We start from the raw sequence: 311 nt of genomic DNA on the forward strand, positions 1-311 counted from the left end.
GCTGCGGGCCTCGGTGCTGCCGCCGCCAGGTTCCCTGGCTGCTATCTGGCCGCAGTGCGGGCAGTCCCATGACGGCGGGATGTCCGCCTCGCCGAGATTGGCAAAGACCGGTGTGGTCTGGTGTCCCCTTGGGCACCAGTACGTGACCGGAACCTTGGTGACCGGAACTACCGTCCGCCCGGTGACAGCCTGCCAGCCGGCAAGCCCGGCACCGGACTCAGAGCCTACCCGGACTGCCCGGAATGAGTTCGACGGATCAACCATGTGTGCCCCCGCTGAGAAGATTGGATGCCCCCTGCATCGGGCACCAG

1 protein-coding gene is annotated in these 311 nt (G+C 67.2%); it reads right to left on the minus strand.

The features are described 5' to 3' along the window. Nucleotides 1-264 (minus strand): RNA polymerase-binding protein RbpA (locus AC5RWT_RS38165; protein ID WP_494084728.1); only part of this gene is annotated, 264 nt, incomplete at its 3' end. Between the last annotated feature and the right edge of the window lie 47 nt (nucleotides 265-311).

Source organism: Arthrobacter sp. Dra40, assembly GCF_059091905.1.